The 26,966-nt window shown below is 74.0% G+C and carries 20 protein-coding genes and 1 pseudogene; 13 read left to right on the top strand and 8 right to left on the bottom strand.

Annotated elements, in window-relative coordinates:
- Positions 1-12: 12 nt before the first annotated feature.
- The gene (locus ACFYSC_RS19650) at positions 13-1,605 is read right to left on the bottom strand and encodes a benzoate-CoA ligase family protein (protein WP_389963267.1); all 1,593 of its coding nucleotides are present in this window, start codon (positions 1,603-1,605) and stop codon (positions 13-15) included.
- A 376-nt stretch (positions 1,606-1,981) separates the two neighbouring features.
- Here ACFYSC_RS19650 and ACFYSC_RS19645 point away from each other — a divergent pair, with 376 nt between their 5' ends.
- From ACFYSC_RS19645 to ACFYSC_RS19615, 7 genes and pseudogenes are all read left to right on the top strand, one after another.
- Positions 1,982-2,776 carry a tryptophan 2,3-dioxygenase gene (locus ACFYSC_RS19645; RefSeq protein WP_389963264.1) on the top strand — a complete coding sequence of 265 codons (795 nt, stop codon included), beginning with the start codon at positions 1,982-1,984 and terminating at the stop codon, positions 2,774-2,776.
- A 420-nt stretch (positions 2,777-3,196) separates the two neighbouring features.
- Positions 3,197-4,102, top strand: a pseudogene (paaA, locus tag ACFYSC_RS19640) (1,2-phenylacetyl-CoA epoxidase subunit PaaA); the annotation flags it as partial.
- Positions 4,103-4,321: 219 nt separating this feature from the next.
- Complete coding sequence (gene paaB / locus ACFYSC_RS19635; protein ID WP_389963583.1) at positions 4,322-4,633, top strand: 1,2-phenylacetyl-CoA epoxidase subunit PaaB; 312 nt, start codon at positions 4,322-4,324, stop codon at positions 4,631-4,633.
- Entirely contained in the window at positions 4,630-5,451 is an 822-nt protein-coding gene (gene paaC / locus ACFYSC_RS19630; protein WP_389963261.1) for a 1,2-phenylacetyl-CoA epoxidase subunit PaaC, read from the top strand. The genes paaB and paaC overlap by 4 nt, the downstream gene beginning before the upstream one ends.
- The gene (gene paaD, locus ACFYSC_RS19625; protein WP_389963258.1) at positions 5,448-6,146 is read left to right on the top strand and encodes a 1,2-phenylacetyl-CoA epoxidase subunit PaaD; all 699 of its coding nucleotides are present in this window, start codon (positions 5,448-5,450) and stop codon (positions 6,144-6,146) included. Before paaC ends, paaD begins: the two co-directional genes overlap by 4 nt.
- Positions 6,146-7,390, top strand: a complete 1,245-nt coding sequence (locus ACFYSC_RS19620; RefSeq protein ID WP_389963255.1) for a 2Fe-2S iron-sulfur cluster-binding protein — start codon at positions 6,146-6,148, stop codon at positions 7,388-7,390. Before paaD ends, ACFYSC_RS19620 begins: the two co-directional genes overlap by 1 nt.
- A 74-nt stretch (positions 7,391-7,464) precedes the next feature.
- Positions 7,465-9,744, top strand: coding sequence for a molybdopterin-dependent oxidoreductase (locus tag ACFYSC_RS19615; protein ID WP_389963252.1), 2,280 nt, complete (start codon positions 7,465-7,467; stop codon positions 9,742-9,744).
- Positions 9,745-9,937: 193 nt separating this feature from the next.
- Here ACFYSC_RS19615 and ACFYSC_RS19610 read toward each other — a convergent pair whose 3' ends face one another.
- From ACFYSC_RS19610 to ACFYSC_RS19600, 3 genes are read right to left on the bottom strand one after another with little or no spacing between them, the layout of a single operon-like run.
- Entirely contained in the window at positions 9,938-10,825 is an 888-nt protein-coding gene (locus ACFYSC_RS19610; protein ID WP_389963249.1) for an ABC transporter permease, read from the bottom strand.
- Positions 10,812-11,825: an ABC transporter ATP-binding protein gene (locus ACFYSC_RS19605; RefSeq protein WP_389963580.1), complete on the bottom strand. Its 1,014-nt coding sequence runs from the start codon at positions 11,823-11,825 to the stop codon at positions 10,812-10,814. The genes ACFYSC_RS19610 and ACFYSC_RS19605 overlap by 14 nt, the downstream gene beginning before the upstream one ends.
- A 5-nt stretch (positions 11,826-11,830) precedes the next feature.
- Positions 11,831-12,994 (bottom strand): outer membrane lipoprotein carrier protein LolA, encoded by a 1,164-nt coding sequence (locus ACFYSC_RS19600; protein ID WP_389963246.1) that lies wholly within the window; start codon positions 12,992-12,994, stop codon positions 11,831-11,833.
- Positions 12,995-13,181: 187 nt separating this feature from the next.
- On the opposite strand from ACFYSC_RS19600, the gene ACFYSC_RS19595 reads away from it, so the two are divergent.
- Entirely contained in the window at positions 13,182-13,856 is a 675-nt protein-coding gene (locus ACFYSC_RS19595) for a response regulator transcription factor (protein WP_389963243.1), read from the top strand.
- A 97-nt stretch (positions 13,857-13,953) separates the two neighbouring features.
- Positions 13,954-15,489: a sensor histidine kinase gene (locus ACFYSC_RS19590; RefSeq protein WP_389963240.1), complete on the top strand. Its 1,536-nt coding sequence runs from the start codon at positions 13,954-13,956 to the stop codon at positions 15,487-15,489.
- 72 nt (positions 15,490-15,561) lie between these two features.
- Here ACFYSC_RS19590 and ACFYSC_RS19585 read toward each other — a convergent pair whose 3' ends face one another.
- Positions 15,562-16,047 carry a nuclear transport factor 2 family protein gene (locus ACFYSC_RS19585; protein ID WP_389963237.1) on the bottom strand — a complete coding sequence of 162 codons (486 nt, stop codon included), beginning with the start codon at positions 16,045-16,047 and terminating at the stop codon, positions 15,562-15,564.
- A 103-nt stretch (positions 16,048-16,150) separates the two neighbouring features.
- Here ACFYSC_RS19585 and ACFYSC_RS19580 point away from each other — a divergent pair, with 103 nt between their 5' ends.
- Together ACFYSC_RS19580 and ACFYSC_RS19575 are read left to right on the top strand one after the other, a co-directional pair.
- The gene (locus ACFYSC_RS19580) at positions 16,151-16,720 is read left to right on the top strand and encodes a TetR/AcrR family transcriptional regulator (protein ID WP_389963234.1); all 570 of its coding nucleotides are present in this window, start codon (positions 16,151-16,153) and stop codon (positions 16,718-16,720) included.
- Between the two features lie 225 nt (positions 16,721-16,945).
- Positions 16,946-18,385 (top strand): pyridoxal phosphate-dependent decarboxylase family protein, encoded by a 1,440-nt coding sequence (locus tag ACFYSC_RS19575; RefSeq protein ID WP_389963230.1) that lies wholly within the window; start codon positions 16,946-16,948, stop codon positions 18,383-18,385.
- Positions 18,386-18,499: 114 nt separating this feature from the next.
- Here the strand turns inward: ACFYSC_RS19575 and folP are convergent, their stop codons facing one another.
- Both folP and ACFYSC_RS19565 read right to left on the bottom strand, forming a co-directional pair.
- Positions 18,500-19,345, bottom strand: a complete 846-nt coding sequence (gene folP, locus ACFYSC_RS19570; protein ID WP_362944995.1) for a dihydropteroate synthase — start codon at positions 19,343-19,345, stop codon at positions 18,500-18,502.
- A gap of 125 nt (positions 19,346-19,470) precedes the next feature.
- Positions 19,471-20,340 (bottom strand): LysR family transcriptional regulator, encoded by an 870-nt coding sequence (locus ACFYSC_RS19565; RefSeq protein ID WP_389963227.1) that lies wholly within the window; start codon positions 20,338-20,340, stop codon positions 19,471-19,473.
- An 824-nt stretch (positions 20,341-21,164) separates the two neighbouring features.
- Between ACFYSC_RS19565 and ACFYSC_RS19560 the strand changes: the two genes are divergently transcribed.
- Together ACFYSC_RS19560 and ACFYSC_RS19555 are read left to right on the top strand one after the other, a co-directional pair.
- Entirely contained in the window at positions 21,165-22,262 is a 1,098-nt protein-coding gene (locus ACFYSC_RS19560) for a neutral zinc metallopeptidase (protein WP_389963224.1), read from the top strand.
- 840 nt (positions 22,263-23,102) lie between these two features.
- Positions 23,103-24,623, top strand: a complete 1,521-nt coding sequence (locus tag ACFYSC_RS19555; RefSeq protein WP_389963221.1) for an LCP family protein — start codon at positions 23,103-23,105, stop codon at positions 24,621-24,623.
- Between the two features lie 191 nt (positions 24,624-24,814).
- Here the strand turns inward: ACFYSC_RS19555 and ACFYSC_RS19550 are convergent, their stop codons facing one another.
- The gene (locus ACFYSC_RS19550; RefSeq protein WP_389963218.1) at positions 24,815-26,860 is read right to left on the bottom strand and encodes a spermidine synthase; all 2,046 of its coding nucleotides are present in this window, start codon (positions 26,858-26,860) and stop codon (positions 24,815-24,817) included.
- Positions 26,861-26,966: the final 106 nt, after the last annotated feature.

The raw sequence follows: 26,966 nt of genomic DNA, 5'->3' as shown, positions 1-26,966 counted from the left end.
GGTCCCGCCCGCTCAGTCCTCGCGCAGGGCCAGGCGGTTCAGCTTGCCGGAGGCGGTCTCGGGCAGCTCGTCGACGAACCGCACGTCCCGCGGGTACTTGTGCGGCGCGAGCCGGGCGCGGACGAAGTCCTGCAGCTCCCGCGCGGTGACCTCGCCCGCGGCCACCACGAACGCGCGCGGCAGGGTCAGCCCGTCCACCTGGTAGCCGACGACCGCGCACTCGGCGACCGCGGGGTGACCCAGCAGGCAGTTCTCCACCTCGGCGGGGGCGACCCACTTGCCGCCGACCCGCAGCAGGTCGTCCACCCGGCCCTTGTAGTGGAAGTAGCCCTCGGCGTCGCGGGTGAACAGGTCGCCCGAACGCACCGTGTGCGGGGCGACGAACGTCCGGGCCGACTTCTCCGGCGAGCGCCAGTACTCCAGCGCCACGGTCTCGCCGGTCACCTCCAGCAGCCCGGTCTCGCCGTCCGGCAGCGGCTCGCCGTCCCGGTCCACCACCCGCACCCGGTAGCCGGGCACGACCTGGCCGAGGCTGCCCATGCGGACGCCGCCGGGCCGGTTGCACACGTAGCCGTGGAACGACTCCGACGAGCCGATGCCGTCGATGACCTCGACGCCGAAGGTGTCCAGCCACCGGCGGTGCAGCTCCACGGGGAGGGCCTCGCCCGCCGAGATGCACACCCGGATCGAGCTGAGATCCTGCTTCGCGGCCTCCGGATGGGAGACCATCGCGCTCATCATCGTCGGCACGTTGACCAGAATGGTCGGCCGATGCTCGGCGATCAGCTCGAAGATCCGGTCGGCGGTGCTGCGCTCGGGGAAGACGATCCCGGCCGCCCCCACCCCCAGCGGGAACAGCGCGGTCATGTTGTTGGCGTAGCCGAAGAACAGCTTGGGCACCGGCAGCACGACGTCGTCGGGCCGGATGTCCAGCACGCCGCGGGCGAACCACTCGAAGCTGAGCGCCGCGCTGCGGGCGGCCAGCACACACGCCTTGGGCGCGCCGGTGCTGCCGCTGGTGAACCGCCACATCGCGACGTCGTCGCGGGTCGTCGGGGCGGCGGCCAGCTCGGCCGGCTGGGCTGCCAGCAGCGTCTCGAAGCAGTGCTCGCCCGCGCGCAGCTCCTCCGGCGGCACCCCGGTCACCAGCAGGTTCGTCACCCCGGCCTCCCGGAGGCGGTCCAGGGTCACCGCGTCGGCCACGACGACGGCGGGCTCGGCGTAGTCGGCGTAGTAGCGGTAGTCCCCGGGCTTGAGGAAGGTGTAGACCTCGGCGGTGACGGCGCCGATCTTCTGCGCGCCGTACCAGGTGGCGACGAACTCCACGCCGTCGCCGAGCGCGAGCAGGACCCGGTCGCCGCGCCTTACGCCCAGCGCGCGCAGCGCGTGACCCGCCCGGTTGGCCAGCGTCCGCAGCTCGGCGTAGGTGACGGGACCGGCGGCGGTGATCAGGGCGGTCCGCCGCCCGTCGCCGCGGTCCAGGAAGTGCGAGGCGATGTTGAACTCGAGGGGGATGTCCTCGTAGCGCGGCGGGAGGCCGTCCGGCCGCGCGGCCGGGCCGTCCTGGAGCAGCGTCGAACCGGTCTCGGCTCCGGAGCCCCTCATGCGTCCTCCTCGGGTCGCGTGCTGGACCGGGCACGGACCGGTGGGGGCGGCCCGGCCGCCGGCGGCGGACGCCGTCGCCCGCGCCACTGCGACATCGTCCGGCCGGTACCGGGGGCGGCGCATCTTCCAGCGTGCGGTGCCGCCGCCGCACGCCGGTGGTTTTTCTTCGCGATTGCCGGGACTGCGACGCCGCAACGGCGTCCCTTGCCGGGGTGTGGAACGCCTTATAGCTTGACCTGGTGGGACGGCCGGCGGAGTTCCCCCGGCGCGTCCCGCGGGGTGCGCGCCCCTTTCGTTCCTTGCGATGAGTCCTCGATGAGGCTCCTTCGACGAGTCCTCCGACGAGGCGTGATTTCCGACGAGGGGACCCGTGCCCGTGACCGCCGACCAGTCCACCGCGCTGACGTACTCCTCCTACCTCGCCCTGGACGAGGTCCTCGCGGCGCAGCGGCCGCTGACCGACAAGCACGACGAGATCCTGTTCATCATCGTGCACCAGGTCCACGAGCTGTGGTTCAAGGAGCTGCTGCACGAGTTCGCCAGGTTGCAGGAGGAGCTGTCGGCGGGTGACTCGGTCCACGCACTGCAGACGCTGCGCCGGGCCCTGGCCGTCCTCAAAGCCGTGATCGCCCAGATCGATGTGATCGAGACGATGACCCCGACCCAGTTCGCGGCCTTCCGGCCCGACCTGGGGGGCAGCAGCGGGTTCCAGTCCGCGCAGTTCCGGGAGATCGAGGCGGTGCTGGGGCGGCGCGACCCCCGGACGGCGCAGACCTTCGAGGAGGGCTCCCCGGAGCGGGCCCGGATCGAGGCCGCGATGAGCCGTCCCTCCCTGCTCGACTCGTTCCTGCGCTACCTCGTCACGCAGGGCTACCCGGTGCCGCCGGACCTGCTCGGCCGGGACGTGACCCGGCCGGCGGAGCCCTCGGAGCGGCTGCGGGCGGTGCTGCTCACGGCCTGCCGGGACGGGGGGTTCGCGGCGCGGATCTTCGAGCAGCTGCTGTCCCTGGACGAGGACGTGCAGGAGTGGCGCTACCGCCACGTGAAGATGGTCGAGCGGATCATCGGCCGCCGGCCCGGCACCGGCGGCTCGTCGGGCGCGCCGTACCTCTACCGGACCGTCTCCGTCCCCGCCTTCCCCGACCTGTGGGCCGTGCGGGACGGCCTCTGAGCAACGGCGGGGTCTCCCCCGGGTGCGACAGGCGGACCGTACGGGGCGGCAGACCGGTCATACGGCGCAGCGGACCGGTCGTACGGCGCGGCAGACCGCAATTCCAGAGATGCGGGGCGAACCGGGCGGGATGAAGCTGAGATGGCCGAGCAGCCGGACCAGCCGGAAGGGAGCCCGCTTCGGCGGCGGCAGCACCGCGACCTGGTGCCCCGGCGACCCGGGGAGCTTTCGAGAGGGGCAGGGGTGAAGATCGTCGAGAGGCCGTCGCCGTTCGGAGCGGGGGAACCCGGATCGGCGGAGGCCGCGTCCGGGGGCGGGGAGCGGGCGTTCGGGACCGAGGATCTGCTCGCGGAGGTGGACGCGGCCGAGCGGGAGCTCACCGACGCCGCGGCCGCACGAGGTCCCGCCCCGGCCGGCGCGGTGGAGGCGGAGCGGTTCGAGGCGCTGATCGCGGCGGATGGGAAGGTCGAGCCGCGGGACTGGATGCCCGACGGCTACCGGCGGGCCCTGCTGCGGCAGATCGCGCAGCACGCGCACTCCGAGATCATGGGCATGCAGCCGGAGACCAACTGGATCGGCCGCGCCCCCACCCTCATGCGCAAGGCGATCCTGATCGCGAAGGTGCAGGACGAGGCCGGGCACGGGCTCTACCTCTACTCCACGGCCGAGACCCTGGGCGTCACCCGCGAGTGGCTGCTGGACGAGCTGCACGCCGGGCGGCAGAAGTACCTGTCGTTCATCAACTACCCGACGCTCACCTGGGCCGACGTCGGGGCGCTCGCGTGGCTGACGGACGGCGCGGCCGTCGTCAACCAGGTGTCGCTGTGCCGTACCTCCTACGGCCCGTACGCGCGGGCGCTGGTGCGCATCTGCCGGGAGGAGTCGTTCCACCACCGGCAGGGCTTCGACATCCTGTACGCGCTGTCACGCGGCACGCCCGCGCAGCGGGAGATGCTGCGGGACGCGGTCGCCCGCTGGTGGTATCCGGCGCTGGCGATGTTCGGGCTGCCGCGCGACAGGTCCACCCGTTCGGACCTGTCGCTGGCGTGGCGCATCAAGCGCGCCCCCAACGACGAGCTGCTGCAGCGGTTCGTCGACATCTGCGTGCCGCAGGCCGAGATCCTGGGCGTCGAACTGCCGGACCCGGCGCTGCGCTGGAACCCCGAGCGGGGGCACCACGACTTCACCCCGCCCGACTACGACGAGCTCATGCGGGTCGTCGCGGGTGACGGGCCGTGCAACCGCCAGCGCATGGCCCACCGCCGCCGCGCCCACGAGGAGGGCGCCTGGGTGCGCGAGGCCGCGGCGGCCTACGCCGCCAAACACCCCGCGGAGCCGTACGGCGAGCCGCCCGCCTCCCCGGAGTCCGCCGCGTCCCCGAACGTCCCGGAGACCTCGGAGACGACGCGGGACGCCCGGGTCCAGCGATCTTCTGAGATCTCCGATACCGCCGGGACCTCGGAGACCGCCGGGACCGTCGGCGCCCGGGAGCCATCGGACGCGCGGACCCCGCAGTCCCCGGAGACCGCGAGGACGGCGCCGGACATGGAGACCGCCGCCGACCCGGGGCTTCCGGGGGGCGACTGGCCGCTGTGGGAGGTGTTCGTGCGGGCCCGTCGCGGGTTCGCCCACGCGCACGCCGGAAGCCTGCACGCCGCCGACGCCGCGACGGCGCTGCGCAACGCCCGCGACCTGTACACGCGCCGGGGCGAGGGCGTGTCCGTCTGGGTCACGCCGGCGGCCGCCGTCACCGCGTCGAGCCCGGACGAGCGGGACGCCTTCTTCGACCCGGCGGCCGACAAGACGTACCGGCACCCCTCCTTCTTCGACCTTCCCGAAGGGGTGAAGCACCTGTGAACGAGCCGACCGCCGCACCGGCCGGGCCGGATGCCGCACGGCCCGGCGTGGGGAACCTTCTCGCCGAGGACACCCGGAACGCCGGGGAGCCCGGTCTGCCCGGTTACGTGCTCGGGCTCGGGGACGACGCGCTGATCGCCGCCCAGCGGGTGGCGGAGTGGTGCGCGCGGGCCCCGCAGCTGGAGGAGGACGTCGCCCTGGCCAACATCGCGCTGGACCTGCTCGGCCAGGCGCGGGCGCTGCTGTCGTACGCGGGCGAGCTGGAAGGGCTGGGCCGCGACGAGGACGCGCTGGCCTACACGCGCGACGAGCGCGACTTCCGCAACGTCCAGCTCGTCGAGCTGCCCGACCGCGACTTCGCCGTGACCGTCGCCAAGATGCTGTTCTTCGGCGTCTACCAGCACCTCCTGTACACGGCGCTGTCGTCCTCGGCGGACGGGCGGCTGGCCGGCATCGCCGCCAAGGCGGCCAAGGAGACGGCCTACCACGCCGACCACGCCGTGACGTGGACGCTGCGGCTGGGCGACGGCACCGCCGAGTCCCACCGGCGGATGCAGGACGCCGTCGACGAGGTGTGGCCCTTCACCCACGAGCTGTTCGAGCCGTTCGCGCCGGCGCCCGGGACGGTCGATCCGGCCGGGCTGCGCGGCGCGTGGCTGGAGACGGTCGAGCGGGTGCTGCACGAGGCGACGCTGCGCCGTCCCGAGGACGGCTGGGCGCCGGCGGGCGGCCGCCGCGGCGCGCACACCGAGGCGTTCGGCCACCTGCTCGCCGAGCTCCAGTACGTGCACCGCGCGCACCCGGGAGCCCGCTGGTGACCGGCCACGCTCGAGTCGCCGCCCCCGGGTCCCCGGTACGGCCCGCACCCGCCTTCGAGGCCCGTGCTCATGACCGGGCCGCCGATCCGGAGCCCCACGGGAAGGTCTCGGCCGCCGACGCCGAGGCCCGGGTGCGGGCCGCCGTGGCGGCCGTGCCCGACCCCGAGCTGCGGGTGCTGTCCATCGGGGAGCTGGGCGTGCTGCGGGACGTGGCGGCCGGGCCCGGCGGACGGGTGGTCGTCACGATCACGCCCACCTATCTCGGCTGCCCCGCGATGGAGGTCATCCGGTCCGGCGTCGCGGCGGCGGCGCGGGACGCGGGCTTCCCCGACGTCGAGATCGTCGTCTCCCTCTCGCCGCCGTGGACGACCGACTGGCTGAGCGAGACGGCCCGCGCGAAGCTCACCGCCGCAGGCATCGCCCCGCCACCCCCGGCCGCCCCCGGTCCGGCGGGCACGGTCTCCCCGGAGGGCACGGCCTCCCGGGAGGACGCGGCGGGGACGGCCGGTGTCCCGCTCCGGGCTCGCGCGTTGCCGCTGCTCACGATCTCGCCGCGCCCGCCGTACCGTCCCGGCTGTCCGCGCTGCGGCGGGGCGGCGACCGAGGAGATCGCCCGAGCCGGCGCCACGGCGTGCCGGTCGCTGTGGCGCTGCCGCGTCTGCGGCGAGCCGTTCGAGCACATGAAGGGCCACTGATGACGGCCACGACGACTCCGGCGCCCCCGGCGGCTCCGGCGGCCACGGGCCCCGGGCCCCTCACGGCGCCCGGGACGACGGCGACGCCCCCGACCCCCTCGACGACCGTGACGGCCGGGGAGACCACGACGGCCGGCGTCCCGGTCCGTGCCCGGTTGCGCTTCCACCGCCTGGCGGTCACCGCCGTGGAGCCGGTCGCGGCCGACGGCAGCGCGGTGGCGGTGACGTTCGGCGTCCCCGCCGCACTGCGCGGGACGTTCGCCTTCGCCCCCGGGCAGCACGTCACGGTGCGAGCGGTCGTCTCCGGCGTGGAGACCCGCCGCAGCTACTCCCTCTGCTCCACCCCCGCCGAGCTGGAACGGCACGGCACGATACGGATCGGGATCCGCGTCGTGCCGGGCGGGCGGTTCTCCTCCCACGCCGCCGCGCTCGCCGCCGGGGACGCGCTGGACGTGCTGCCGCCCGTGGGCGCCTTCGGCACCGCGTTCGACCCGGCGCGGCGGCGGCGCTACGGGGCCGTCGTGGCTGGCTCCGGCGTCACGCCCGTGCTGTCGCTGGCCGCCGCCGCGCTGGCCACCGAACCGCACAGCACGTTCACGGTGGTGTACGGCAACCGCACCGCGGACTCGATGATGTTCGCCGGGGAGCTGGCCGACCTCAAGGACCGCCATCCGGGGCGGCTGCACCTGGTGCACTCCTTCTCCCGTGAGGAACCGCGCCTCGGCCTGGCCGGGGGACGGCTGGACGCGGGCCGGCTGGCGGACGTCCTCACCCGCCTCGTGGCGCCGGAGGGGGTGCGGGAGTGGTTCCTGTGCGGGCCCGAGGGCATGGTGCGCGACGCGCGGCGGGTGCTGTCGGAGGTGGCCGGGGAGGGCGCCGCCGTGCACACCGAGCTGTTCCACACCGGCGGGCCGTCCCCGGCCACGCCGCCCGCGACGCCCGCCGTGCCGCCGCCCGCCGGGCAGGGCCGCGAGGTGCGGGTCCTGCTGGACGGCCGGGCGACCACCCTGCGCGTCCGGGGCGACCGGCCGATCCTCGACGACGCCCTGCCGTACCGTCCGGAGCTGCCGTACTCCTGCCGGAACGGCGTGTGCGCCACCTGCCGCGCCCGCGTCGTGGACGGCGAGGTGCGGATGAGCGGCAACTGGGCGCTGACCGAGGAGGAACTGGCCGCGGGCTACGTGCTCACGTGCCGGTCGGTGCCCGCGACGGACCGGGTGACCGTCGACTTCGACGTCGTATGAGGACGCCGTACGAGGACGTCCGACGAGCGCGACCCGACCACACGATGACGATCTCCGACGAGCCAGGAGGGCCCATGAGAACCGCGCACAGGACCTGCCCCATCTGCGACGCCGTCTGCGGCCTGCGGCTGACGCTCGACGACGCCGGACGCGTCACCTCGGTCAAGGGCGACCCCGACGACCCGTTCTCCAAGGGGTTCGTCTGCCCCAAGGGGGCGAGCCTCGGCCGCATCGACGAGGACCCCGACCGGCTGCGCGCGCCGATGATCCGCGAGGGCGCCGAGTGGCGCGAGGCGACCTGGGAGGAGGCGTTCCGCGCGGTCCACGAGGGACTGAACGGGGTGATCGACGCCCACGGCCGCGACGCCCTCGCCGTCTACTTCGGCAACCCGACCTTCCACACGATGGCCGGTTTCATGTACCGGATGCCGCTCACCCAGTCGCTCGGCACCCGCAACGTCTTCTCGGCCAGCACCATCGACCAGATCCCCAAGCAGGTCGCCGGCGGCCTGATGTACGGCGACGCGATGGCCATCGCCGTGCCCGACCTGGACCGCACGGACCACCTGCTGGTGATCGGCGCCAACCCGGCGGTGTCCAACGGCTCGCTCTGCGCGGCCCCGGACTTCCCCGGCCGCCTCAAGGCGCTGCGGGCGCGCGGCGGGAAGCTGGTCGTGGTCGACCCGCGCCGCACCCGGACCGCGGCCATGGCCGACGAGCACGTCTTCGTACGGCCCGGCACCGACGCCTTCCTGCTGATGGGCGTCGTCCACACCCTGCTGGCCGAGGACCTCACCGTCCTCGACCGGGTCGGCGTCGAGGTCGGCGGCCTGGAGGAGCTGCGGCGGCTGGCCGGCGACTTCACCCCCGAGGCGGTCTCCCGGGTCTGCGGGGTGCCCGCCGACCAGATCGTCCGGATGGCCCGCGAGCTGGCCGCCGCGCCCTCCGCCGCGGTCTACTCGCGCATCGGGACCTGCACCGCCGAGTTCGGCACCGTCACCCAGTGGCTGGTGGACGTGGTCAACACGCTGACCGGCAACCTCGACCGGCCCGGCGGGGTCATGTTCACCAGGACCGCCGCGCTGGAGTTCTTCCGCACCGGCCAGCCGTACAGCGGGGGCAACTGGCGCAGCCGCGCCCGCGGCGTGCCGGAGGCGATGGGCGAGCTGCCGGTGGCGACGCTGGCCGACGAGATCGAGACGCCGGGCGAGGGCCAGGTCAGGGCGCTGATCACGATCGCGGGCAACCCGGTGCTGTCGGCGCCGAACGGGCCCCGGCTGGACCGGGCGTTCGCCGACCTGGACTTCATGGTCTGCGTGGACCCGTACCTGAACGAGACGACCCGGCACGCGAACGTCATCCTGCCGCCGCCGCGCATGCTGCAGATGCCGCACTACGACTTCCTGCTGCTGACCGTGACGGTGCGCAACTACACCCGCTTCTCCCCGGCGATCCTGCCGCTGGAGCCGGGGCAGCTCTCAGAGGCGGAGATCCTGGCGAAGCTGACGCTGATCGCCGCCGGGGCGGGACCGGACGCCGACCCGGCGGGACTCGACGAGATGATCGTCGGTCAGGTCCTCGGCGGGGCCGTCCAGGCGCCCGGCTCGCCGTTCGAGGGCCGCGAGGTGGCCGAGCTGCGCGCCGGCCTCACCGGCGACAGCGGTCCGGAGCTGATGCTGGACGCGATCCTCCAGCTCGGCCCGTACGGACTGTCGCTGGCGAAGCTGCGGGAGAACCCGCACGGCATCGACCTGGGCCCGCTGGAGCCCCGGCTGTCGGAGCTGGTGTGCACGCCGTCGGGACGGGTGGAGCTGGCTCCGGAGCCGCTGGCCGCGGAGGTGGACCGGCTGCGCGGGCGGCTGGACGCGGCCCCGCCGGAGATGGTGCTGATCGGGCGGCGTCAGCTGCGGTCCAACAACAGCTGGCTGCACAACGTCGGCACGCTGGTCGGCGGCAGCAACCGCTGCACCCTGCACGTCCACCCCAGCGACGCGGCCCGGCTCGGCCTGGGCGGGGAGGCGCTGGTGCGCTCGGCCGCCGGTGAGCTGACCGTGCCGGTGGAGACCACCGAGTCGATCATGCCCGGGGTGGTCAGCCTGCCCCACGGGTGGGGCCACGCCGGGAGCTCCCTGCGGGTCGCGGCCGGGCACGCCGGGGTCAACGCCAACGCGCTGACCGACGAGACGGTGATCGACCCGCTGTCGGGGAACGCGGTGTTCAACGGCGTCCCCGTGACGGTCTCCCCGGCCGCCGAGGCCGCCCCCGCCGCCGACGCGGGAGCGGACAGCGGTTCGTGCGGGGTTCCGCGGCCGGCGGGCCCGGTCACGGTGACGCTCACGACCCGCGGCGCGTGAACGGACGGCGGCCGCGACCCGGCTCAGGCCCGGTCCCGGCCGCCGTCCCGGTCCCGGCCGCCGTTCCCTACGCGGTCCCGTACGCGGTCGAGGTCACGCTCCCTGAGTCGCACCTGGGCCGGGATCACGGCCCCGGCCCGCGTCCGGCCGCGACCGCCGTCCCGGTCCCGGCCGCGACCGGCTTCCGGGAAGGTCAGCACGTGACGTCCTTCCCGGCGAACCGGGCCCAGGCGACCGAGCCGGAGACCGCGATGTAGGCGGCGAAGACCAGCAGGCCCCGGCCCATGTCCCCGAAGGCCACCGGGTCGCGCAGCACCCCGTCGAACCCCGTCCACCAGTGCGTCAGCAGGTAGGGCTGGAGGTCGGCGAGCTGCGGGATGGCGCGGAGGACCTGGGCGGCGATGACCAGCACCACGGTGGCGGCGATGGCGCCGATGGCCACCTCGGTCAGCGTGGAGATCGCCAGCGAGACGGCGGCCAGCGCCGCCATGCCCGCGGTGAGGTACAGCACGACGAGGCCCATCCGCAGCAGGCCGTCGGCGAAGGACACGGTCGCGCCGGACAGCAGGGTGACCGGGCCGACCGGGAACAGCACCAGCCCGATCAGCAGCGCCGACAGCACGACCGTCGAGACGGCGGCCAGGCAGAAGACGACGGCGCCCGCGTACTTGACGGCCAGCAGCCGGAGCCTGCCCGCCGGGGCGACCAGCAGATAGCGCAGCGTGCCCGCGCCCGCCTCCCCGGCGACGGAGTCCCCGGCCACCACGGAGACCGCGACGGGCAGCATGAACTGCACCAGCACCATCAGCGCGGCGAAGGCCAGGAACAGGCCGTTCCCGGTGACCCGGTCCAGGATGGCCAGCTCACCCTCGATCCGTCCGCCGTCGTCCACGCCGGTCATCAACCGCAGCGTCAGGCCGAGCAGCACCGGGACCACGGCGAGGACGGCCAGCACGGCCAGGTTCCGCGGCCTGCGGAAGATCATCCCCAGTTCGGAGCCGAGCAGCCGCAGCCACGCCCGCGTCGCGCCGGCCGCCCGTCCGGCGCCGGTCACCGGGACCGCACCGCTAACCGTCGACATCGAACCCCTCCCCCGTCAGGCCCACGAACACGTCCTCCAGGCTGGGCCGCCGTACGCCCAGCCCCCGTACGGCGACGCCCGCCGCCACCAGGGCCGCGCAGACCCGATCGGGTTCCCCTGCGCCCAGCTCGGCGTCGGCCTCGCCGTCCCCGGGGCGGATCCCGGTCAGCCCGGCGGCGGCCAGCACCTCGACCGCCCGGGCGACGTCGGGGGTCTCCACCCGGATCCGGACCGTCTCCCGCGCCAGGAGATCGGCGATGGTGCCCTGCGCGACCAGCCGTCCGGTCCGCATGACGGCCACGTGGGAGCACATCTGCTCCACCTCCGCCAGCAGGTGGGAGGAGACGAACACGGTCGTCCCCTCGGCGGCGATCTCCCTGACCAGCGCCCGCACCTCGCGCGTGCCCTGCGGGTCCAGGCCGTTGGTCGGCTCGTCCAGGACCAGCAGCTCCCGAGGGCCCAGCAGCGCGGCGGCGATGGCCAGCCGCTGGCGCATGCCCAGCGAGTAGGCCCGGTAGCGTTTGCCGGCCGCGGCGGTCAGGCCCACCCGTTCCAGGGCGTTCCCGATCCGCGCCGCGGCCGTGCGCGGGTCGGCCGACGGGTCGGCGGCGTCGTAACGGCGCAGGTTGGCCTCACCCGTCAGGTACGGGTAGAAGGCGGGCCCTTCGACCACCGCTCCCACCCGCGGCAGCACCGCGGCCATCCCGTCCGGCATCGGCCGGCCGAGCAGCTCCCAGGTTCCGGCCGTCGGCGTGACGAGACCGAGCAGCATGCGGATGGTGGTGGTCTTGCCCGAGCCGTTCGGCCCGAGGAAACCGAAGACCGACCCCCTGGGCACGGCCAGGTCGAGGGCGTCCACGGCCACCTGCCCGCCGCGGAACCGCTTGGTCAGCCCGCGGGTGACGATCGAGCGGTCCTCCGCCGCGGCGGGCTCCGCGCCGCGAGGAGCGCCGGAACGCTCCCCGCGGCGGCCCGCCAGGAGGCCGGTGTCCCCTGGCATGTCGCTCACTTCTGTCCGGCCACCTCGGTCAGCTTCTCCGGGGTGACGGCGCCGACCAGCAGCCGGCCGTCGTCGGTCAGCAGGGCGGAGACCAGCTTGGTCCGGACGACCCGGCCGCTGCCCCACGGGCCGCTGACGGGCCGGGCGGACTTCAGCACGGCGTCGACGACGGCGCCCGCGCCCTGACCGGCGTCCTGCCCGGCGTCCTGCCCGGCGTCCCGCGTGGGGGTCCGGCCGGCCGGCGGTTCCCCGTCCGCCGGCGGGAGCCGCTTCTTGAGGTCCTGCTCGGAGAAGGGCAGCACCGCCACGGCGGTCCAGCCCTCACCGATGACCTTGGCCTCCTGCCGGAGGTCCTCGGCCCGCTCTGCCCGCTCGCCGGCCACGGCGGCGAGGTCGTCGATCCGCTTCTCCTCGACCTTGGCGCCCGGCGGCGGGGTGAAGGCGAAGTTGCCGGGCGCGGGCGGGGTGAAGGCGACGGAGGTGAAGCCCACCTCGAAGGCCGGCTCGGCGGCGCTCCTGGCGTAGACCTGGACGCGCAGCGGGACGAGGGTCTCCCCGTCGAGCGCCAGCCTGACCTCGCGCACCAGGGACGAGGCGTCCTCGGGCGCGAAGGTGAGCTGGTAGGCCGAGCGGTCGGCGACCCGCTCGGTGTTGGTCACGCCGACCACGGTGCCGGGCCTGGACAGCAGGTCGTCGGCGAGCTTCTGCGGGGTGACGGCCGCGGGCACGGCCGTCTCGGAACGCGCGGCCGCGCCGGTGTCGCCGGTGAGCCGGGTGGCCTTGTTGGCGTCGCTCTCCCACAGCCACGCCTGGCCGCCGTTGACGATCAGGTCGGTCTCGCTCATCCGTCCCGGCAGGGCGAACCGCATCCGGTCGGCTCCGCCGTACCAGACCTTCAGCTCGTGGGAGCCGGCGAGCAGGGCGGCGGGTGAGGTGCCGCCGAAACCGGACACGTCCGGCAGGCCCGGCAGGCCGAGGGAGGCCGTCTGCACGAGCGTGCCCGACATGGGCTTCGGGCCGGATCTCCCGGCCTGTACGGCGTCGGCCAGCAACTGACTCGCGGTGCGCTCGGGCAGCACCGGGTCGCCCTGGACCGCGGCGATGACCGGGCCGGCGCCGACGGCCGCGGCGACCACCGCCATCGCGGCGACCGGCACACCCCACCTCACGACCCGACCCCGTGTGGTTCGTTGTGACATATCACTCCTTAACGGTATTGCTTCAGTGCCTGCATCGTCAGCCTGCGCGAACGACCCTGTGCTGAGGCTGAGACAGACTGAGAGGGCTCACAGCGTTCTCAGCCGCCTCTCAGGGCGGTCGGCGGAAAATGGGGCGACCGACAGCGAAGGAGGCGGAATGCGGGTTCTCGTCGTGGAGGACGAACGGCGGATGGCGGCGGCCCTCCAGCGCGGCCTGCAGGCCGAGGGGTTCGCGGTGGACCTCGCGCACGACGGCCACGAGGGCCTGCACCTGGCCAGGCACGGCGACTACGACGTGGTCGTGCTGGACATCATGCTGCCCGGCCTGTCCGGCTACAACGTCTGCAAGGCGCTGCGGGCCGAGGAGAACTGGGTGCCGATCCTGATGCTGTCGGCCAAGGACGGCGAGTACGACATGGCCGACGGCCTCGACCTGGGCGCCGACGACTACCTGACCAAGCCGTTCTCCTACGTCGTGCTGGTGGCCAGGCTGCGGGCGCTGCTGCGGCGCGGCGCGGGCCGCCGCCCCGCGGTGCTGCGGGCGGGCGACCTGTCGCTCGACCCGGCCCGGCGGCGGGTCGCCCGGGACGAGACGCCGGTCGAGCTGACGCCCCGGGAGTTCGCGCTGCTGGAGTACCTCATGCGCCGCCGGGACGAGGTGGTGTCCAAGTCGGAGATCCTGGAGCACGTCTGGGACACCTTCGACACCGACCCCAACGTCGTCGAGGTGTACGTGGGCTACCTCCGCCGCAAGATCGACGTGCCGTTCTCCCGGAACGCGCTGCGGACCGTGCGCGGCGCCGGCTACCGGCTGTCCGGCGATGGCGGCTGACCCGCCCGCACGCGGCCCGGCCCGGCCACCCGGCGGCACGACCGGTCCGGCACGAGCGTCCGGCGCCGTGACCGGCCCGGCGCGACCGTCCGGCACCGTGACCGATCCGGTCCGGCCGCCCGGCGGCACGACCGTCCCCGCCTCCCCGCGCGGGCGGCGCACGGGCTGGTGGCGGCGCAGGAGCCTGCGCTTCCGGCTGACCGCGGTGGCCTCCGCCGTGCTCGCGGTGGCGCTGGCCTCCTCCGCCTACGTGCTGGTGGGCGTGCTCGGCCGGGCCCTGATCACCGGCACCGACGACGCGATCCACCGGCGGGCCAGGGAGGTCGTCTCGCTGGCCGACGCCGGACGGCTGCCGGTCGAGATGACCTCGCCGGACGGCGTCCTGGTGCAGGTGATCGACGCGGCGGGCCGGGTCGCCCACGCCACCCCCGGCACCGACCGGCTCCTGCCGCTGCTGGACGCCGGGGAGCGCGCCGCGGCGGTCGCGCGGGGCCGCGCCGGTTTCGTGGACGGCGGGCCGTACGGGATCCCGCACGTGCTGCGGGTCCTGGTGCTCAGCGCCGACCAGGGGCGGACGGTGATCGCCGCCCGTCCGTTCAGCGAGGTGCAGACCAGCGTCAGCACCGCCGCGCACGTGCTGCTCGTCGGAACCCCGCTGCTTCTGGTGCTGCTCGCCGGGGTGAGCTGGGTGATCATCGGCGGGACGCTGCGGCCCATCACGGCGCTGCGCCGGGGCGCGGAGGAGATCACCGACACCGCCCGCTCCCGGCGGCTGCCGGTGCCGGAGGCCCGCGACGAGGTGCACAGCCTGGCCGTCACCCTCAACGACATGCTGACCCGGCTGGAGAAGGCCGACGCCCGCCAGCGGGCCCTGGTCTCCGACGCCGCGCACGAGCTGCGCAGCCCCCTGGCCAGCATCCGCCTCCAGCTGGAGGTGGCGCTCGGCCATCCCGAGGGGCAGGACTGGCGGGAGACCGCCGAGGGCGTGCTGGAGGACACCATGCGCCTGGCCCGGCTGGCCGAGGACCTCCTCGCGCTGGCCCGGCTGGACGAACGCGGCGGCGCCCTGGCCCGCCGGGAGCCGGTGGAGCTGGACCGGCTGATCCTCCAGACCGTCGAACGGTACGGCGACGCCGTCACGGTCCGGATCGCCCCCGCCCCGGACGGCCGCTCCACGGACCGGATCCGCCGGGACGAGCCCTTCGACGGGCGGCGTGATCCGGACGTCCGTCTCCCCGGCCGGGACCGCCCGGACGGGCGGCCGTCCGATCAGGAGTGCCCGGACGACGCGATCGCGGTGACCGGGGACGCGCTCGACCTGGGACGGGTGCTGGTCAACCTGGTGGACAACGCGCTGCGGCACAACGTCTCGCCGGTCGTGGTCGAGCTGCGCGCAGAAGGGGCCGACGCCGTGCTGACCGTCACCGACGACGGCCCCGGCATCCCCGAGGCCGACCGGGAACGGGTCTTCGACCGCTTCACCCGCCTGGACAGCGCCCGCAGCCGCGACCACGGCGGCGCCGGGCTGGGCCTGGCGATCGTCCGGGAGACCGTGCACGCCCACGGCGGCGCGGTCACCCTGGAGGACGCCGCCCCGGGCCTGCGCGCGGTCGTCCGCCTCCCGCTGTCCTAGCCGCGGACTTTCGTGGCGGAATCCGCTGGGCCTGATCGCCTGTATGAGAAACGCGCTGGTGAGGCGGAAGGCTCACTCGGGACGGGAGTCCGCGGCCAGCGCGGTGACCAGACCGTCGAGCCCGCCGAAGACCCGCGCCAGGCCCAGATGGTCACCGTAGTCGCGGGACTCGACGATGACGCCGTCGCGCACCCGTGACACGAAGACGCATGGCAGCTCGAAAAGACGACCGGCCATCGAGCCGACGTAGCTGAACTCGAAGACGACCACCTCGGGGTCGGCCGTCTCGTGGACATGGCCCACGGGCTCGAACCGGTCGGGCCGCCGTGCCTGGGCCGGCCCCTCGGCGAAGTGCCGGCGCAGTTCGGCGCGGGTGCGCAGCGGCGTGTCGCCCAGCGGCGCGAACGGGTGCCGGACGTCGGTCCGCTCGGCGTACAGGCCGGCCAGATGGTCGAGCTCGGCCTCCCGCTCGCGCTCGGTGAGCCCGCCGGCGATCAGGCGGCTGACTCCCGCGGCGACGGCCTGGACGACCTCTGTCGGTGTGCACGGCTGCGGCATGGGATCCTCCGGAGGTAACCGTAGTCTGGACTTCGGAAACCGTACCGTAGTCCAGACTACGGTTAAAGCCCCGAAATGAGATCAGCGATCACGAGGAGGCCGGATGCGGCAGGACGCGCGGGAGAACCGGGAACGGATCCTGGCCGCGGCGGAGGCGGTGTTCGGGGAACACGGCGCCGCCGGATCGACCGAGGAGGTGGCCCGGCGAGCCGCCGTCAGCATCGCCACGGTCTTCCGCCACTTCCCGACCAAGGAGGAGCTGGTAGAGGCGGCGCTGCTGCGGCATTTCGAGCTGCTCACCGGCCAGGCCCACGCGCTCATCGCCGACGCCGACCCGGCCGTGGCATGGCGCGTCCTCATACGGACGATGATCAAGACTGGTGCCACCAAACTCACCCTCGTCTCCCTGGTGGCCGACCGCGACGAGTTCCCCGCCGGCGCCGTCGCCGCGTCGGACCGGTTGAAGTCCGTGGTCGGCGAGATCCTGCGCCGGGGGCAGGACGCCGGGGCCGTGCGGCCCTCGGTCACGGTCGAGGAGGTCTACCTGCTCATCCGTGGCCTGGCCCAGGCATCGGCGACGACGCGGACCCCGCCCGACACCCTGGACCGCGCCGTCGACGTCGTGCTCGCCGGCCTGGCGGGGCCCGGCCGGCCGGCGCCCGCTCCCGCCTGACCCGCCGTACGCGGGACCGGGAGGAACCCCGCCGCGATCGGGCGGCCCGGGTCCGACCGGCTCCCGGGAACCTCTCCGCCGCACCCCGTGCCGCTCCTGGTCCTCTCCCGGCGCGATCCCCCGGGGCGTTCCGGGGCTCCTCCCCGTGGTGACCCGGACCGTAGAGTCGGGGGTGCGCGCCGTACCCCACCTTTCGCCCCCCGCGCCGACCCGAAGGAGACCCGCGTGAGCCTGCCGGAAAAAGGCCGTGACATCGAGGACGTGCTCGCCGAGATCGGCCGGCTCAGGGAGGACGACCTGCCGGTGCGCGGGGGCCGGGTGACCGCCTACGTCTACGACACCGGCCGGCCGGAGGTGCACGAGGCCGCGGCCCGCGCCTACTTCGAGATGCTGGAGGTCAACACCCTCGACCCGACGGCGTTCCCGAGCGTGGTGGAGATGGAGCGGCAGGTGGTCGGCGCGGTGGCCGGCCTGCTCGGCGGCGGTCACGGCGTCTTCACCAGCGGCGGCACCGAGTCGATCATGCTGGCGGTGAAGGCGGCGCGCGACTCCCGGCCGGTCGCGGGCCGGCCGCGGATGGCGGTGCCGGTCACCGCGCACCCGGCGTTCCACAAGGCCGCGCACTACCTCGGGGTGGCGGTGGACGCCGTGCCGGTGGACCCGGTGACGTTCCGGGCTTCCCCGGCGGCGGTGGAGGCGGCGATCACCCCCGACACGGTGCTGGTGGTCGCCTCGGCGCCGTCCTACCCGCAGGGCGTGGTGGACCCGGTCGCCGAGATCGCCGCGACGGCCGCCGCGCGCGGCGTGCTCTGCCACGTGGACGCCTGCGTCGGCGGGTGGCTGCTGCCGTGGCTGCGCGAGGCCGGGGCGCACGTCCCGCCGTTCGACATGTCGGTGCCGGGGGTCACCTCGCTCTCCTGCGACCTGCACAAGTTCGGTTACGCCCCCAAGGGCGCCTCGGTGGTGCTGTTCGCCGACCCGGCGCTGCGGCGCGCGGCGTACTTCGCGTCGGCGTCCTGGCCCGGTTACACGATCATCAACGCGACCGTGCAGAGCTCGAAGTCCGCCGGCCCGCTGGGCGGGGCCTGGGCCACCCTGCAGGCCCTCGGCCGGGACGGCTACCTGGAGCTGGGCCGGGCGACGCTGGCGGCGGCCCGCAGGCTGCGCGAGGGCGTCGCGGCGATCGACGGCCTGCGGGTGCTCGGCGACCCGGACTCGGCCCTGGTCGCCTTCGGCCCCGAGGACCCGGACGCCCCGGACGGCCCGGACGTGTTCGTGCTGGCCGACGAGGCGAGGAAGCGCGGCTGGTTCCTGCAGCCGCAGCTGTCCTACGCGGGCATCCCGGCCAACCTGCACGTCACGGTCACCGGGGTGACCCTGCGCGGGGTGGACGCGATGCTGGAGGTGATCTCCGAGTGCGCGGCGGCGGCGCGGCGGCGCGGGCCCGTCGAACTGCCGGAGGGCCTGGTGGAGCTGGTGGCCGGGCTCGACCTGGACGCGCTGGACGACGCGGCCTTCGCCGAGCTGGCCGCCGCCGTCGGGGCGGACCTCCGCGGCGGGTCGGGCCGCCCGGAGATGGCGGTGGTCAACGCCGTGCTGGACGCCCTGCCCGCCGACCGGCGCGAGGCGGTGCTCGTCCGGTTCCTGTCGGTCCTCTACTCCTGACGACGGTCCGCCGTACGTCTCCGCTCCCGACGGGCGCGCGGGCCGTACAGCGCGGGCCGTGCGGTGCGGGCCGTACGGCGTGGGCCGTGCGGTGCGGGCCGTACGGCGTGGGTCTCAGGCGCCGGTCCGTTCCCGCAGGGCGGTGACGGCGGACAGGGCTGCGCGGGCGGAGGCCGCGTCGTGGACCCGGAAGACCCGCGCGCCCTGCCAGGCGGAGACGGCGAGGGTGGCGAGGGTGCCGGCGTGGCGCCGCTCGACCGGCAGGCCGCCGAGGGTCTCGCCGACGAAGTCCTTGTTGGAGACGGCGACCAGCACCGGCCAGCCGGTGGCGACCATCTCGTGCAGGCGGCGGCCGACCTCCAGGGAGTGCCAGGTGTTCTTGCCGAAGTCATGGGCCGGGTCGATGAGGATCGACTCCCTGGCGACCCCGGCGGCGACCGCGCGCTCGGCGAGGCCGACGGTGTAGCCGATGACGTCGGCGACCACGTCGTCGTAGGCGACGCGGTGCGGGCGGGTACGGGGGACGGCGCGCCCGGCGTGGGCGCAGACCAGCCCGATGCCGTGTTCGGCGGCGACGCCGGCGAGGTCGGGGTCCACCCCGCCCCAGGTGTCGTTGAGCAGGTCGGCGCCCGCGCGTGCGACGACCGCGCCGACCTCGGCGCGCCAGGTGTCGACGCTGATGATCAGATCGGGGTGGCGCTCGCGGACCGCGGCGACCAGACCGGCCACCCGGCGGATCTCCTCGGCCGGGTCCACCTCGTCCCCGGGACCCGCCTTGACCCCGCCGATGTCCACGATGTCGGCGCCGCCGGCGACGGCGGCGTCCACCGCGTCCAGGGCCGCCGCGAAGCCGTACGTTCTGCCCCTGTCGAAGAACGAGTCGGGGGTGCGGTTGACCACCGCCATGATCGCGAATTCGCCGGGCCGGAACTCACGGCCGCGCAGGCGCAGGGTGTTCATCGGGGCCGAGCCTATCGCCCGGAGCCGGAGAGGCCGGCGCTCCCACCTGCGCCGCCTCTGGGGGATGTCGTACGGAAGACCTCTTCGTCAGGAGACCGGCCCACATCCGGTCACCGGGGTCTTCGTCAGGCGGCCGACCCACCTTCGGCCACCGACAGGAACTCCTGGGCGAGGGCGGGCAGCCGCCGTCGCGCGTGGATGAGGGCGATCACCCGGCGGACCGAGGGGTCGAGGGAGCGGACCCGCAGTCCGGCCCGGAGGGCCTGGTCGGCCATCCCCCGGTACCACAGCAGCGAGGCCGCGCCTGAGCGGACCGTGTTCAGCCAGTTGCCGCGCTCGTCGAGCTGTACGGCGGGCACGGGGGCGACGCCGTACTTGGCGAAGAGCGCGTCGAACTCCCTGCGCCGGGCGCTGCCGGGCACCGGCAGGACCAGCCGCATGCCGTTGAGCCGGTTCATCGGCACCGGGTCGGGCAGCTCGACGCCGGGCGGGGAGATCAGCACGATCTCCTGGCGCTCCAGCGGGTGGCTGACCAGGTCGGCGGGGACGGGCAGGTCGGTCAGGCCGAGGTCGGCCCGCTGGTCCCGGACGGCGTTGACCACGCCGTCGCGCCCGTCGCAGCGGACGATGTGCACCCGTACCCCGGGACGCTCGGCGGTGTAGGCGGGCAGGAGGCGGCCGGCCAGCCCCGGCTCCAGGCTGGGGGTGGAGGCGATGCGCAGTTCGGTGTCGGACGTTTGGCCATGGGCGGACAACTCCTCGATCTCGCGGACGGCGTCGAGTGCCTCCCGGGCGAGCTTGACCACCCGGCGGCCCTGCGCCGTGACGACCACGCCCCGCCCCGAGCGGGCGAACAACGTCATTCCGAGTTCTCGTTCCAGATCCCTGATCGCCCGCGACAGGGCGGGCTGCGCGATGTACAGCGACTTGGCCGCGTCGGTCATGGTGCGATGCTCCGCTGTCGCGACCACGTAGCGGAGCTGCTGCAGATTCATGCCTTGAAGCTAGGACACGCGAACCCGCTCAGTCCGGTACATCACTGAGATCACCTCGGATGATTCCGGAATGTAATTGATTGCGGCTACATCCGTGACGGATGATAAATCAGTATGCTTACGCCCCAAATTCCAGAATGATCCCGATCTACGGGTCACAGGGGACAGATGGTTTACGGGGAGACAGCGTGACAGGCAACGGGCAATTCCCTCCGCCGCCGCCTCAGCCACAGGGACATCCGCACCCGCCACCGCAGGCCTGGGCCTCCACCCCTCCCCCGGGGTCGCCCCAGGCCCCGCCGCCGGGGTACCCGCCCCAGGGCCCTCCACCGCAGGGACCGCCTCCGGGGCCTCCGCCGGGGCAGGCCGGACCCGGGGGTTACGGCCATCCGTACGGGGGTCCGGATGTGCCCGTTTCCCCGCCGCAGCAGGGGCGCCCGCCCCAGCCGTTCCCCCCGCGGCCGACCGCCCCGGGGCACTTCCCGTCGCCGGAGCACCCGGGAGCGGGGCGCTCGGGTCCGGGGCACCCGGGTACGACCCACCCTCCTCAGGGCCGGCCGCCGCAGGGACATCCGGCACATGGACACCCGGCGCAGGGACGTCCTCCGCGGACGCCTCCGGCGCCGGGGTACCCGCCCCGGCCGGTCCAGGGGCCTCCGCCGCAGTCGTTCCTCCCGACGGCTCCGCAGTCGTACCCTCCGGCCGCCCCGCAGTCGTCCCCTCAGCCGTTCCCGCAACCGGTTCCACCGCAGGGACCGCCACAGGGACCACCCCGGGGACAGCCGCAGGGGCCGCCGCCGTACGGCATGCCGCCCGCGCCGCCCATGCCGCCGCCCGCCCCCCTCCAGGGCCCCTCGCCCTACCCCCAGTGGCAGCCGCCGCGCCGCCGTTCCAACGCCGGCGCGGTCATCGGCGGGCTCTTCGGGGCGATCGCGGTCGCGTTCGTCGGGCTCATCGTGGTCGGCGCGGTCATCCGTGGCGGCCACCGCTCCGACCCGATCTCGCCGGTCGCCCTCCCCACCTTCACCCCGTACGAGGCGCGGACGAGCGAGCCGGCCGACCCGACGCCCACGGAGACGGACTCACCCGAGCCCACCACGGGCAGCACGGGCGCCGCCGACACCTCCGGCGACTCCCAGGCCTCCGAGAACACGACGGACACGACGGACGCCCAGCCCCGGAGGGTGCTGAACACCAGTCTCAAGAACAACACCCTCTACCGCGCCGGGGGCCTGCCCCGGGTCTCCTGCCCCGCCGGGTCGGCGAACCTCTATGACAACGCCCAGCTCAAGTCAGTGATCATGAAGACGTCCCGGTGTCTGGACAAGGGCTGGTCGCAGATCCTGCGGCAGCAGGGCATCGAATGGCGGAGGCCGGGTTACGCCCTCACCTCCACCAGGGGGCGCGGCGCGTGCGGGGACTTCCCCTCGGCCGGCAGCATCGTGCCGTACTACTGCCCCCGCAACGAGACGATCTACGCCTCGACCTCCGCCATGGTGCGGGGCTCGGGCCGTTCCCTGGGGTACGGCCAGCTCACGAACTGGCACGGCGGGATCGTCAGCATGATGGCCCACGAGTACGGCCACCACGTCCAGCAGCTCTCGGGCCTGTCGAACACCTGGTGGCAGCAGAGCCTGCGTTCCAGCAGCAGGAGCGGCAGGCTGGCTCTGAGCCGCAGGTTCGAGCTGCAGGCCACCTGCTTCGGCGCGATGTTCATGCGCTCGGTCTCGGCGACCTATCCGGTCACCCCCGCCCGGCGCAACACCCTCTACTACTTCTACTCCCGCGTGGGCGACTGGGCGGGCGCCCCCCGCGACCACGGCTCCCCCGCCAACAACAACCGCTGGTTCCGCCAGGGCTACGAGAAGAACAAGACCTTCCAGTGCAACACCTGGCTGGCTCCGGCGTCCACGACGTCCTGACCGTCGCCATGCCTTCGGCCTCCGTTAACCGCTACTTGATCATGTGTCTGTCATGTACCGGTATGGGAGCTAGAATCCTGGCAAATTTCGTGTAAGCAGGGAATCTTGGCTGTTTTGCCAGACGGGCCGGGATGAACCATAGGAAGCGGTGTGACGATGCACCTTGGGCAGGACTCGGGGGACGGCGCAGCCGAGGGCGGGCAACGACGCACCCGGCAGCGTGACGCGGCCCCCGGAACACCCGCAGAAACCCCCGGAACATCCCCAGGCCCGCACGATCCCTCCGGCGCGCCGGGCGCGCACGGAGCATCGGCCGCGCACGGAGCATCGGCCGCGCACGGAGCATCGGCCGCGCACGGAGCATCGGCCGCGCACGGAGCATCGGCCGCGCACGGAGCACCGGGCTCCGGCCCGCACGGCACGCCGGCCGCGCCTCCGGACGGCCCCGCCGATCCGGAGAAGACCCGGGCCTTCCGGAAGGTCCGGAACGGCACGGCCCCGCAGGGCGGAGCGGTCCCGCCGGGCCCGCTGAACGGCGGCCCGGGAGGCTCCGGAGCACCGGGCGTCCCGGGGCAGCCGCCCGGCCCCCAGGACAAGCTCGTCGCCGGAACGCCCTCGCCGCAGGCCGCCCCCGCCGGACCGGCCGCGGGGCAGCCCGCGGTGACGGCCTCGGCGGGAGGTCCCTCCTCCGCGCCCGGATCGGGATCCTCCCCCTCGTCCGGCTCAGGGCCCTCTCCCGCGTCCGGCTCGGGCCCGGCCGCCCCCGAGGCCCCCGGCGGAGCCTCCGGGAAGCGGACCCCCGGGACGGCCGGCTCCGGGAAGGCGGCCCCCGGGAAACGGATGCGGTTCGCCAGGCCGCTGACGGCCGCCTCGATCGTCGGCTGGACCGCGCTGTCGGCGATCCTCCCGGGCGCGGCGCACCTGCGCTCCGGACGGCGCCGCATCGGGTACATCCTGCTCGGCGTCTTCGCCGCGCTGCTGGTGGCGGCGCTGGTCACCGGGCTCACCCTGTCGAACAACGTCGGTTTCTTCACCCGGGACAGCACGCTGGCGGGTCTGGTGGCCCTGACCGGGGTGGGCGCGCTCGCCTGGTTCCTGCTGGTGCTCTTCTCCTACATCACCCTCGGCCCGAACCGGCTGAAGGGCCGGGACCAGATCGTCTCCGGCGTCGCGGCCGGAGTGCTGTGCGTGTCGGTGATGGCGCCGTTCGGATACGCCGCGAGCAGCGTGCTGGCCGTCAAGGACACGGCCAACGCCATCTTCCAGAGCCAGGAGACGGCGAACCCGACGGCCGCGCCGATCAAGGAGGAGGATCCCTGGGCCGGCCACTCCCGGGTGAACTTCCTGCTCGTCGGCGGTGACGCCGCGGGCAACCGCACCGGCGTACGGACCGACAGCATGACCGTGGCCAGCATCGACGTCGCGAGCGGCAACACGGTGCTGTTCAGCCTCCCGCGCAACCTGCAGCACGTCCGCTTCCGGCCCGGCACCCCGCTGGCCAAGCGGTTCCCCAACGGCTACATGGCCGAGCTGCCCAACGGCGGCCTGCTCAACGAGATCTGGCAGTACGCCGAGGACAACCCCGACCTCGTGCACGGCAAGGACGGGCAGCGCGGCCCCAAGGCCCTGATGGAGACCATCGGCTACACGCTCAACCTGAAGATCGACTACTACGCCCTGATCAACATGTACGGCTTCGCCCACCTCGTGGACGCCATCGGCGGCCTGAAGATCCGGGTGGACCACGACATCCGCTGGGGCGGCCACTTCGGCACGGCCGGCACGATCAAGGCGGGTCACCGGACGCTCTCCGGCGAGGAGGCCCTCTGGTACGGGCGCTCCCGGGTGGACAGCGACGACTTCTCCCGGATGAGCCGGCAGCGGTGCGTCATCGGCGCCTTCGCCCAGCAGGCCACGCCGCAGGTCGTGCTGACCAACTTCATCAAGATCGCACAGGCCGCCAAGAAGCTCGCCACCACGAACATCCCCCGCGAGCTGCTCGACCCGCTGACCGAACTGGCCCTGAAGGTGAAGGGCGCGAAGATCACCAGTCTCCAGTTCGTGCCGCCGGAGTTCTACAGCGGCGCGCCCGACTGGGCGAAGATCCGCACCGCGACCGCGCGGGCGCTGCGCCAGTCGGTCCGGCCCGCCCGCGGCGCCCAGGCCGCGGGCGCCACCGCCTCTCCGGCCGACGGGACGTCCTCGGCCGGAGTGGGCGGGACCACCCCGGAGCCCGGGGTGAGCGGCACCACGCCCACGCCCACGCCGTCCAGGTCGGGGGTGGGTGCCAGGCCGAGCCAGACCCCCACCCGGAACGGCAGCGCCTCGGCGCAGTCCCTGTCGGAGACCTGCGGGCTCTGACGCCCGGCGGAACCCGCCGCCGCCGGTCCTGTCCCGTGGCCCGGCCCCCTCCCGGGGGCCGGGCCACGGCCTTTCCCACCCGGTCCCCACCGGCCGCACGCCACCGCACCGCCGTACGACCGCCGTACGCCCCTCGCACGCATCGCCGTACGACCGCGGCGCGCGGGACGATGGGAAGGACCGGCGGCCGGTCAGGCCGCCGCCGCCCGCCGGGGCAGCAGCGCGAAGGCGCCGAGGTAGAGCAGCCCCGCCACGATCAGCAGGCCCCGGTAGCCGACGACCAGCGCCAGGTATTCCAGGCAGCCGCCGGCCATCGCGCCCAGCAGGTTCGCGCCGAAGGCGGTCGTGCCGTCGTGCGAGCCGGCGAACCGCTTGGCGAAGACCACGTTGGCCGCGAAGATCGGCAGGAACGCCACGATCACGGCGGTCACCGCCCGCAGCGGCAGCGGCAGTCCCAGCAGCCAGGAGTCGGGCACCAGCCAGGCCAGGACCAGCCCGGCGAGGAGAACGCCGTACATGACGGGCAGCGGCGGGACCGGGAAGCGGCGCGTCACCTCCACGGCGGCGAGCACCGCGACCAGCACCCCGGCGAACACCACCGCGTTGACCACCCAGGTCGTGCCGAACAGCAGCGCGAACCCGGTGACGCTCTTGGTCTCCAGCAGCATGAACGCCACGCCCAGCAGGAACAGGTCGGCGTACGGGCGCATCCTGCGGTACGGCCCGGCGACCGCCCGGACGGCGAGCAGGCTCACGAGCAGGATCAGGAGCAGGGTGACGACGTAGATCTGCGGGATCGTGCGGTCCTTGAGGTACAGGAAGGGCCGGTCGTCGTCGCTCGGCGGCGGGGTCCCGGCGGCGGCGCCCGTCCACCGGGCGCCGCAGGCCTGGTCGGCGGCGGTGAGCCCGGCGGTGATCACGGCCTGCTGCCCGGCCTGGCTGACCACGTCCACGCAGGGCTCATGGCCGAAGGCGGCCTGCGCGGTGGCGGCGAGCCGGTCGACCAGCCAGCCCTCGCGGTAGTAGTTGTACATCGAGAAGGTGCCGCCGGGCTTGAGATGGTCCCTGGCGGCCTCCATGGCCTGCCGGGTGAACAGGTAGCTCTCCAGCCGCAGCGAGCTGGCGCCGGAGACCAGGGTCAGCGAGTCGGGCAGGGCGAACAGGATCAGGTCGTACTTTTTCCCGGTGCGCTCCAGGTGGGCGCGGCCGTCGGTGATGACGGTGGTGACCCGGGGGTCGGCGTAGGGCCGGTCGGGGTGGTAGGTCGCGCCGAGCTCGCGGAGTTTGGGGTCGATCTCCACGGCGTCCACGTGTTTCGCGCCCTTGGCCAGCGCGATCGCCACGTCGGTGCCGCTGCCCGCGCCGACGATCAGCACGTCGTCGAGCCGGTGGGCGGCCGACCTCTCGTACGGCAGGGCGTACTGCCGCTCCCACGACAGCCGCTCGCGCGCCGGGATGGCCTGCTGGTGCGGGATGCCGTTGACCTGGATGTCCATCACGGGGACGCCCTGCCACCGGAAGCGGTCGTAGGTCACCTTGTAGTACGGCGACCACAGCGCCCCGGCGGTGAGCGTCTCGACGGCGAGCGCGCCGACGACGACCAGCGACGGCACGAGCACCGCGACCCTGCCGCCGAGCCCGCGCGGCCACAGCAACGCGACGTAGGCGGCCGCGGCGATCACCCCCCACACCACCGGCGGGGCGCCGAGGAACGACAGCGCGGTGAACAGGGCGATGCCGGTGAGGCTGCCGACCAGGTCGTAGCGGTACGCCTCCAGCCGGTCCAGCTCGGGGAAGCAGCGGCCGACCAGCTCGGCCGGGCCCATCAGCACGACCGCGGCCGCGACGAAGATCAGCGGCAGGATCAGCCACGGGGGCGGGCCGGTGGTGTTCAGGCTGGTCCAGTACAGGACGCCCTCGGTGTCGCGGTCCACCGTGACCGGGAACCGCAGGATCACCAGCACCAGTACGGCCAGCGCGATCGCCGAGTAGTACGGCGGGCGGGTCGTGCGCCCCACCCGCAGGAAACCCAGCCCGATTCCAAGGAAGGACCCCAGAAGGACAAAATTCGTGAAATAACTCAAATGCACGATATTCGAGCCGGTCCACCGGATCAGCGCCAGCTCCAGGAAAAGCATGAACGCGCTGGCCGCGACCAGCCTGGGCCGGGTGGCGAGCCAGTGCCGGGGAAAGGCGTCGGAATGCGGTGATGGCGTGGTCTCCGCCGCTGTGGTCATGCCGGACAACCTAGTGACCGCCGTGCTCCCGCGGAAGGAAAACTGCTCCGGCGATTTGCCGGTGTAAACGGGAGAAGATGCCGGTCGGGGTTGTTATGAAAGGCTG

The organism is Streptosporangium sp. NPDC004379 (assembly GCF_042873875.1).
GTDB lineage: Bacteria > Actinomycetota > Actinomycetes > Streptosporangiales > Streptosporangiaceae > Streptosporangium.
This window is presented reverse-complemented; position numbering and strand designations above follow the sequence as displayed.